Origin of the sequence: Morganella sp. HMSC11D09, from assembly GCF_001807955.1 — a bacterium.
In the GTDB taxonomy this organism is placed as follows: Bacteria; Pseudomonadota; Gammaproteobacteria; order Enterobacterales; family Enterobacteriaceae; genus Morganella; species Morganella morganii.
Genome location: NZ_KV791669.1, coordinates 1 through 7,961 on the forward strand (window position 1 = coordinate 1; position 7,961 = coordinate 7,961).

The 7,961-nt window shown below is 51.2% G+C and carries 10 protein-coding genes and 2 pseudogenes; all 12 read right to left on the reverse strand.

All coding sequences use genetic code 11. From position 1 onward, the window contains the following. Positions 1 to 225: pseudogene (locus HMPREF3119_RS05960) on the reverse strand (DNA breaking-rejoining protein); the annotation flags it as partial. A gap of 64 nt (positions 226 to 289) precedes the next feature. Beyond that, the gene (locus HMPREF3119_RS05965; RefSeq protein ID WP_070578934.1) at positions 290 to 658 is read right to left on the reverse strand and encodes a phage tail termination protein; all 369 of its coding nucleotides are present in this window, start codon (positions 656 to 658) and stop codon (positions 290 to 292) included. After that, positions 655 to 1,095, reverse strand: coding sequence for a hypothetical protein (locus HMPREF3119_RS05970; RefSeq protein ID WP_070578937.1), 441 nt, complete (start codon positions 1,093 to 1,095; stop codon positions 655 to 657). Before HMPREF3119_RS05970 ends, HMPREF3119_RS05965 begins: the two co-directional genes overlap by 4 nt. Before the next feature lies 1 nt (position 1,096). Beyond that, positions 1,097 to 1,438 carry a hypothetical protein gene (locus tag HMPREF3119_RS05975; RefSeq protein ID WP_070578940.1) on the reverse strand — a complete coding sequence of 114 codons (342 nt, stop codon included), beginning with the start codon at positions 1,436 to 1,438 and terminating at the stop codon, positions 1,097 to 1,099. Then, a complete protein-coding gene (locus tag HMPREF3119_RS05980) occupies positions 1,435 to 1,806 on the reverse strand; it encodes a DUF7370 family protein (protein WP_070578943.1) in 372 nt (123 codons plus the stop codon). The genes HMPREF3119_RS05975 and HMPREF3119_RS05980 overlap by 4 nt, the downstream gene beginning before the upstream one ends. Then, positions 1,806 to 2,021, reverse strand: coding sequence for a hypothetical protein (locus HMPREF3119_RS05985; RefSeq protein ID WP_070578946.1), 216 nt, complete (start codon positions 2,019 to 2,021; stop codon positions 1,806 to 1,808). The genes HMPREF3119_RS05980 and HMPREF3119_RS05985 overlap by 1 nt, the downstream gene beginning before the upstream one ends. 9 nt (positions 2,022 to 2,030) lie before the next feature. Then, positions 2,031 to 3,107: a major capsid protein gene (locus HMPREF3119_RS05990; protein ID WP_070578949.1), complete on the reverse strand. Its 1,077-nt coding sequence runs from the start codon at positions 3,105 to 3,107 to the stop codon at positions 2,031 to 2,033. Positions 3,108 to 3,117: 10 nt separating this feature from the next. Further along, positions 3,118 to 3,555 (reverse strand): hypothetical protein, encoded by a 438-nt coding sequence (locus HMPREF3119_RS05995; RefSeq protein ID WP_062772882.1) that lies wholly within the window; start codon positions 3,553 to 3,555, stop codon positions 3,118 to 3,120. A gap of 6 nt (positions 3,556 to 3,561) precedes the next feature. Then, positions 3,562 to 4,962: a DUF2213 domain-containing protein gene (locus HMPREF3119_RS06000; protein ID WP_070578952.1), complete on the reverse strand. Its 1,401-nt coding sequence runs from the start codon at positions 4,960 to 4,962 to the stop codon at positions 3,562 to 3,564. A 16-nt stretch (positions 4,963 to 4,978) separates the two neighbouring features. Continuing rightward, on the reverse strand, positions 4,979 to 5,974 hold the full coding sequence (locus tag HMPREF3119_RS06005; RefSeq protein ID WP_070578954.1) for a phage minor head protein: 996 nt from the start codon (positions 5,972 to 5,974) through the stop codon (positions 4,979 to 4,981). Further along, positions 5,928 to 7,373 (reverse strand): anti-CBASS protein Acb1 family protein, encoded by a 1,446-nt coding sequence (locus tag HMPREF3119_RS06010; protein WP_070578957.1) that lies wholly within the window; start codon positions 7,371 to 7,373, stop codon positions 5,928 to 5,930. The genes HMPREF3119_RS06005 and HMPREF3119_RS06010 overlap by 47 nt, the downstream gene beginning before the upstream one ends. A gap of 11 nt (positions 7,374 to 7,384) precedes the next feature. Next, a pseudogene (locus HMPREF3119_RS19695) lies at positions 7,385 to 7,961 on the reverse strand (terminase); the annotation flags it as partial.

A 7,961-nucleotide genomic window follows, 5' to 3' on the forward strand; every position in this document is an offset into this window, starting at 1 on the left:
CTTAATGGTTAAATCCAGACCGGTCACGATAGCCTCAGTCAACCCTTTTGTGTCGTCTGCTTTGGAAGTAACCGTTTCAGTACCGTAATCCAGCCCTTTACTGGTCAGTGCGCCGAGACGTAGAAACGCTGACTGTTCAGGAACCGTACCGGGGCAGCCTGGCGCGATGCGGAGAATTCCCGCATTACCCATCACCAGGCCTTTATCATCAGGGCATTGTGCCATGTTGTAACCTCTTTATTTGCAAATAAAAAAGGCCGCATAAGCGACCTGTTTGAGTTGTGTTTGTTCAGGATGTGCAGCGAAAAGCCATCTGCATGATGAACCGGCCCTCTTCTGTCGGTACCGGCTTAGGCATGCCGCCAAGGTTGTAAACTGAGTTGAGTTCGCAATCATCCGGAAACTCGGCCACGAAACTGAGAATATCTTTCGCCCTGGTTAACACCGGCTCCGGATCATTCTGTGCGGACACCAGAATCAGCATTACATTGTCATCTGCGCCAAGGTCAGAAAACCTGCCGCTGCCGCCGTCAGGCTGAATAACAGCATATTGCTGTGTGCGTGACTCCGGCTCTTCCGTCCATGTCAGGTACTGAACGGTGAAATCATCCAGCAGGCCGACGCGGTTCAGATAACGCTCAAACGCTTCGTGTATCATATCTTCATTTCCCGCTCCATTGCCGCCTCAATCTGCTGACGGGACTCTTCAAAGCCTGCTTTCAGGAATCCTGGCTTGGCGTTAGGGTCCCAGTATTTTCCGGTTCCTGTACCGCCGCCAAAGGCAACCCCTGCCCTGGTAACACCGAAATCAGCGCGTGGCTGGCCTTTCAGTTTCCCTGATGCGCTATGAACATACATGGCGTATTTTGCAGAGTACCCAACCTTCCCCGTTAACCTGGTGCCGCTGACAGTCATTTCACGGAACTGAGAGTTGATAAGCGTTGATGTGTCGATAGGCGTGAACAACGTGGCCTGAGCGCCACCAATCAGCATTGCTGCCTGTATTGCGCGTGTAACTTTGCGCCCTGTGATATTGCCGACCAGTGCATTGATATTGGCACTGACCTCTGCGATACCTCTGATTTTTGCCGCCATATCACACCGCCGTTATCAGGGTGTAATCATCCACTATGTGCTCGAATACATCCTCATCACGTTTGATGAATTTGATTTCGTCAGCACCGGCAGAAACCGGATCGCCTGAGTGCTTGCCGATAGCAATAAAGTCACCTTTTTTCGCATCAGCGTACTCAGTCCAGAACACCAGCTTGATAGTGATTTCAGAGCCGATATCAATCTTTCCGGCTTTCAACTCACTGCCGTAACCACACAGAAAATGAACCGGTTCAGAAAACTCGGGCTTACCGTACCTGTCCTTCCCGGCAAGCCGCCACAGTGTGGCCCATGAGGTATATGCCCAATTTGCAACTGAACTCATCGATACCCCCCGACCACACCAAAGAATCCGACCGTTTTACTCGACAACGGCAAATCAGAAAGACACCCGGCACTGTCCCATGCACGGATCTGGTTCAGCAGATAATCAGTACCGGCAGAATCGTACGCGAAAGAACGAGACGCCCCGTTAGGAGCGCTCTGTGATGATATCTTTCGTGCGCCAGACAGTGATGCCAACCGCACAACGGTGTAAATCAGCAACAGTTTCTGCGTGGTTTCGTCGTAGTTGGCTTCGAGACATCCGGACTTTGCATTAACCTGACTCAGTAACAGCGACAGCACAGAATCAGGCAATGTAAACCCGAGTTCAGCAATCATCGGCTTTACGTCATCAAGAGTTATCTGCATTATTTTTTACCGTTAGGTTTTGCCTTTGGCTGTTCAGAATCATCGTTACCAGGCGATGCAACTTCAATATCACCCGATGCGATAATCTCAACCAGACCGGCCTTTTCCCATTCTTTCGCGCTTTCATCTGACATTGTCAGTTGGCTACCGGCTTCCACAGGCTGGAAACCGGCACCGGCGAAGAAGTTATTTGAAACTACTTTTACCAGTGCCATAAATCCCCCTTATGCGCCTTTCGCGTGAACAACTGAGAAGTGGCCGCTGATGTCCTGTTTAACCATCAGACCGGCAGCGCCCCATGTGCGCCATACGTAATCAGAGTTATAGAACTGGCGCGGGTCAGCGACAGTACCAAACGCCTGACCGACAATCGGAGCGATAACACCGGCACCCAGCGGAACGATCAGCATTTCATTGCCTTTCAGCTCGTAATCTTCTTTGATATCTTTGATGCCGGTGATTTTCTTCACCTCTTCCAGGATGGTGCGGGTCTGGTTAACGTCGAAATACACGCTTTCCCAGTTTGACAGGATTTCACCTGACACATACCAGGTTTGCTCACCGTATTGCAGGTTTTGCAGTTTCAGCACGTCACGCAGCTTGATAATTTCTGCGCGGATTTTTTTGCCGTCCTGCTCAGTGGCAAAGTTAACCGTCAGTGTCACCTGGGCTACGCGCTCATCAGCACGGAAGCCCTTCCATGATTTGCCATCAAACTTGATGAAATTACCTTCGGAATCACGGAACCCGTTCCAGATAAAGTCAACGTATTTGCGGCGGACAGTATCAACAGAATCAGACTGTGCATCGGACAAAGAGGCCAGCGCGGAACCTTTTGCAAAGATCGGGTCACGGAAGCCGAACTTAAAGCCGGTATCGTGAATCGGCACCATCGTACCGTCAAAGGTGAATGCACCGGCATCAAGCAGCGCACCAATCTGGCCGGACATTGACGTATGAGCCACTCCACCACTGCCTTTACGGGCATATTCATACACGGATTCTTCCAGACGCACGGAGCGGGAAAGCCCCATCAGGTCATTCAGCAGGGTAAACTCGGTATTCGGCTGAAACTCGGACAGAACAGTCTGGTCGTATGCTTTATACAGGCGGCGGATGTCATCAACTGCGTTAGCGGCGTCAACTTTGATTGCACCGTTACCGCGTGAATTGGCACGGATAATGAACTCGGCAACTGCCTGTGCAGATGCATCGCGGGCAATCTGTAATTCGCCAAACTGCGCCGTGTTTGCTTCGAGGTTACCGGTTTCGGTCGCTTTTTTGGTTGAAAAATAAAACATTCGGTTCTCCTTACTTGAACACAACGCGAACCAGCTCACCCGCCTTAGCGGTCAGTGCTGAATCTTCTTCGACATAGGCGAATACAACTTCACCTTCCGCAGCGGTGGCCGCTGTGATCTGGCCGTTGGCAACAATCACCGGCTGGCCTTTTTTGTACGTACCGGCAGCGGCGCGGACGTTCAGGAATAATCCCTGCAATGGCTGGATTGCCACAACCAAATCACCGGCTTTCAGATCATCATCAACGCCTTTGCAGCGCAGATAATCCATGTTTGCCACGTACAGGATCGCCGACTCTTTACCATCTACTGAGGCTTTGAACTTGCCGCCATCGAAAAAGCCTACCGTGCCGGGCTTGATGTCTGCTAACACCTCGCCTTCACGATTTAACAGCGGGTTAGGAAAGATACCGCCAGCATGAATCACACGTTTTGTTTTGTTCGCCATTTCGTTTTACTCCGGCATTTCTGATACTGAGGTGGAAGAGTTATGCTGAGAATGGAACGAGCCATTCAGCCCATGAACCGGAGCGCACTGCGCATACAGCTCTTTCAGCGGGTCACCGTCCAGAGCATTCACGGCTGTTTCTGTGAAGCCGAATTTGGCTTTAACTGCCTCGCGCATGGCTGATTTTTCTTTGTCCGCGCTTGCGTTTAACTGCTCCTTAAGCGGGGCGACGGCAGCGTTTACCGCAGCGGTGATCATGGCCTGCATATCGCTGTTAGTGGCCTTATCCTTTTTGTCCTTTTCTTCCTGCTCTTTTTTCTCACGCGCCGCTTTCTCTTCCGGCGTTTCTTCGCCTTTTGATTCATTGGCGATCATCTGGTTGTACGCATCCATCAGCTCAGCATCGGATTTTCCGTCTGTGTCGATGCCTTTTGCCTTCAGCGCGTTTGTGATGAGTTGTTTCATCGGGTCGTTTTCCTTATTGGTTTTTACTTCGTACTCTGTTGGCTTGCGCACAACTTCAATGGGCTCACCGACAAGATCAGCTTCGCCGTTGTCGTCAATGAGATACTTTTGCTGGTAGGTTTTTCCGGATTTGTAGTAGATGAATTTGTCGGGCCAGACTGTTTCCGGATAAGGCCAGTCGTCACCGGATGATTGCTCTCTCAGGGCATCGCGCAGTGCTTTATGGATATCCTCGAAAGAGAAATTTGAACCGTTGGTGAAGAAGAATTTCACCTGACTGAAAATATCCGCCTTCGTGCAGTTCGCCGCATCAACCAGGCTGGCATTTTCGATATCACATTTCTGCCCGTCAGCATTAACGAACATCCCGACACCATCATCAGGAGTGGCCGCGCCGGGCTCACTCGCCGGAAGAATGGCGACATGATCAAAGTGCATGTTCCTGGCTACCCATGTGTACGGTTTGCCCTTCGACTTGCCTTTGTTCTGCTCGCGCTGTAACAGTAATCCGGTTGATACGTGTATCGGGTCTGTGCTGTTACCGGCAATGATGTCATCCACACGGGCAAGGAACTCTTTGCCTTTCTCAGTGGCATCAGCAAACCGACGGTTGACCTTCACGTCCATGACGACCCTTTCACCATCTTTGCGGACATTTTCAGCCCATGCGCCGATATGAAACTGGTTTACTGCTCTCGGCGTGTCAGCCGATACGTAATCTGTGCCGATTTTGGGATGCCCGTACGGGCACTGCCGCCCCTCCATCGACTGAAAGCTTTTGTTAATTTCGCTGGCCGGATATAGCCCCCCGTTCATCACAACGTCATCAACAACAGGCACAACGCCGCGAATGACGATATGCTCGTCACCGTCGATGGTTTCAGTTGAGATATTGGAGGAGTTGATAGCCAGCGATTTAACATGAATACCCGAAAGCTTCATGTGGTGGCCTCTTTGGTTATGAATCTTCGTCTGTTGACCAGGCTTTCCGCTCTGCTGTCAGCCGGTCAATAATGCCTTTGTTGTAAATCGTCCCGTCGTCATTCAGTAATACCGGTTGTGTCGCGCAGTAGCAGTTAAACCGGTTGCCGCCGTCAGCGTAGAACGACTCAACTTCCTCGACAGTGAACACTTTGCCGTGTCGTGCCGCATGCCAACTGCGTGTCGTCGGTTTCAGTGCAGATAACCACAGCAGACCGGTGCGCAGCCCGAGCCGCTCACTCGCCCATGTGGTTTCGTTCCAGTTTGCACGGCGTAACGCGCCTACCTGTTCCGTCTGAGCTATGCGCTTTGCGTTGCTCATTGAGACATCCAGCCGCTGACTCACGATTCTCGCTGTTTCTCTCGGATTGACACCCCTGGCTATCGATGTGCCTATGATGTTCGACAGGTCGGCGCGCGCGGCATCAGAAATACCTTTCCAGTCGCTGAACGTTGAGATAAACGTGGCGGCTATCTGGTTCTGGTATGCAGGTTGCGACATCAGGTAAGTGAGCGTGGTCTGTGTTGCATACACTTCTGACTGTAACGACAGGTTGGTATACGCATTCAGTGTGCCGCGGTCATACTCCGCTGCGATATGGCTGAACGCCCACAGGTTTTCACTCCCGCCATCAAGCAGATACTCATCCAGAATAGATTGCAGTCGCTCAAGGAAACGCGCGTACTCATCAGGCCGCTCAGCGAGGTCATACGAATAAACACCAGCATTCACCCTGATAAGCGAGTCAGGTTCGTTCTGTGCGTTTTTAGCGAGGATATAGCTGTAGAGTGAGTTCTGATTTCGTTCTCTGCCGCTGAATGACAGATCGAACAGTTGGCGGAGTGCTTTTTTCAGTCCGTGATACCGGTTTTCAATATCGCGGTACATCTTTCTGACAGGCTTTCCTGACTGTGTCGGGTCGGCCTTATTTCTCGGTATTATCGGTGACCCTGTTCTCTGGTTCTTTATCATCAGTTAACGGGTCTCCTTTGGGACCGGTTTCCGGTGGTTCGGTATTCTCAAACTCGGTAAGAGTCGGATATTCACCCAACGCCCTGATTTCGTTCTCCTGGAATACCGAATGACCGAATGCCTGTTGCGTTTTAACGGCGATATCGGCGGCTTTGTTCATCGAGTCGATTTTCTCAGCCTTACTCGGTGCCAGTAAGTCAGACCAACTTACGGTAATCTCTTCTCTTGGCTCAATAACGCCGAGAGTCCAGAATCGTGATACCACGGACTCAATCACTGATTTCAGGAATCCTGTGCGCCGTGACATGCACGTTTTAGCCCAATCCTTCATGTCCTCTGTTGATGCCCGCTCACCGGTAATCTGACCGATAAGCACCTTAACCGGCATATTGATTGAGGCAGCGAATTCAGCCAGTGCGGTACGCCATGTTGGTTCAGGATCAGCCGGCGCAACGGAAAGCACACTTGCCGTTCCTTCCTGCATCATCACTGATGCGTCAATGCTCTCGTTCAGCCTGCGAACCTGATCATCAAGTGCATCGGCCAGGCCATCCATATTGGTGCCTAATGCCTCCGCCAGGCGCTGGAAGTCGGTTTCTTTGCTGAACGCATAGTTGAGCTGACGACTGGCGTTTTTCAGGAATCCTTCAGCGCTGCCGCCCGATACCTTTTCAGCATCAATGAGTTTGTTGTAGCCTTTCCTCAGTAACGGGGTGCCGGATGTTAATTTTCCGTCTGCCGCCCCTTCAGCAAGAATGATTACGCGATCAGGGTGGATATCAATAACCCTCCCTGGGGAGCCATCCGATTCCTTACCGACATGTAATTCTGTGAATGAATACAGTGCCGGATAGCCGTAGTCCTCGCTGGTTTGATCTTCGTTCCAGCGCCTCACATCAAGCTGCTCTTCCCACGCGGGGATCATGCGGACAATGGCCTTATCTTTCAGGCGGGAAACCACGGCTCTGTCGACCGGCTCATCCCATTTTCGACCGTCACGCAACTGAATGATCAGCCCGGAATACCGGCCGACAAGGTTACGCTTGTCAGCCTCTTTGATTTGCTCCCAGTGTGATTTAAGCAGCTTGTTCAGCTTGCTATCCCAGTCAGTAGAGCCGTCCTGATCTGCTTCTTCGTCACCTTCGAATATTTCAGGAACATCAATCCAGCAGCCGGAGATATACCGGTCCACCGCTGCACCGCCCAAAGCGTTGCGGTCATATGCGTTGTAAAAATCATAAAACGTCAGCACTTCCGGATAACCGAACTCACGCCAGATGCGCGGGCGCTTTGTGTTTCCGGTTCCTATACCGCCGGTTGCGTATGTCATTCTGGCTCTTGCTACCGCGCTGATAGCGTTATTCACCGCCAATGACAGCCTGTCTCTGTTTACTTCCATTGTTGCCCTCATTAACGTTTACGAACCAGCATGCCTGAGTGATATTTCTTATTGCGGCGACTGACTGCGAAATAACGGAATCCATCAGCATCGTGTGATGTGTAGTCGTGAAGCGGCTTATCTTTCCAACACCCTCGCTTGTCGTCCCATTCTTTCCGGTACGCCTCAAGGTGGGTGATGCCTTCACCACATTTGTTCTCATCGAACACGCAGAGCGGCAGAATTTCACGCACTGCCTCAATACCCTCATCAACGGACAGTTTCGGCACCACTTCGAAACGTATTGAATAAATTTGCCCGTCAATTTCGTACCCTTCCCGTGCCAGTTCCCGACGTGATTTCGCGTCAGAACCAAACTCGCGGTTATCGATGTCATGCGGCCCATTGTGGCTGGCATAGTCATAGCCTTTGTCTTTCAGCACCTTCATGTAGTGCCGCAAACCTTCTCCGCTGTTTGAGTAGTGATCGATGATGTGAAATTCTTCACCGACTTCACGCACAAACCAGATTGACGTTGAGTCACCCACACCGATATCCCAGTAAGTATGCACCGGCAGGTGTGAGTTATCAGGGATTTCGCCAATGCGT

What these genes read in the sequence shown, in the direction of transcription:
- HMPREF3119_RS05965 (WP_070578934.1), bottom strand. Translation starts at nt 658, where the DNA reads ATGATACACGAAGCGTTTGAGCGTTATCTGAACCGCGTCGGCCTGCTG.
- HMPREF3119_RS05970 (WP_070578937.1), bottom strand. Translation starts at nt 1,095, where the DNA reads ATGGCGGCAAAAATCAGAGGTATCGCAGAGGTCAGTGCCAATATCAAT.
- HMPREF3119_RS05975 (WP_070578940.1), bottom strand. Translation starts at nt 1,438, where the DNA reads ATGAGTTCAGTTGCAAATTGGGCATATACCTCATGGGCCACACTGTGG.
- HMPREF3119_RS05980 (WP_070578943.1), bottom strand. Translation starts at nt 1,806, where the DNA reads ATGCAGATAACTCTTGATGACGTAAAGCCGATGATTGCTGAACTCGGG.
- HMPREF3119_RS05985 (WP_070578946.1), bottom strand. Translation starts at nt 2,021, where the DNA reads ATGGCACTGGTAAAAGTAGTTTCAAATAACTTCTTCGCCGGTGCCGGT.
- HMPREF3119_RS05990 (WP_070578949.1), bottom strand. Translation starts at nt 3,107, where the DNA reads ATGTTTTATTTTTCAACCAAAAAAGCGACCGAAACCGGTAACCTCGAA.
- HMPREF3119_RS05995 (WP_062772882.1), bottom strand. Translation starts at nt 3,555, where the DNA reads ATGGCGAACAAAACAAAACGTGTGATTCATGCTGGCGGTATCTTTCCT.
- HMPREF3119_RS06000 (WP_070578952.1), bottom strand. Translation starts at nt 4,962, where the DNA reads ATGAAGCTTTCGGGTATTCATGTTAAATCGCTGGCTATCAACTCCTCC.
- HMPREF3119_RS06005 (WP_070578954.1), bottom strand. Translation starts at nt 5,974, where the DNA reads ATGATAAAGAACCAGAGAACAGGGTCACCGATAATACCGAGAAATAAG.
- HMPREF3119_RS06010 (WP_070578957.1), bottom strand. Translation starts at nt 7,373, where the DNA reads ATGGAAGTAAACAGAGACAGGCTGTCATTGGCGGTGAATAACGCTATC.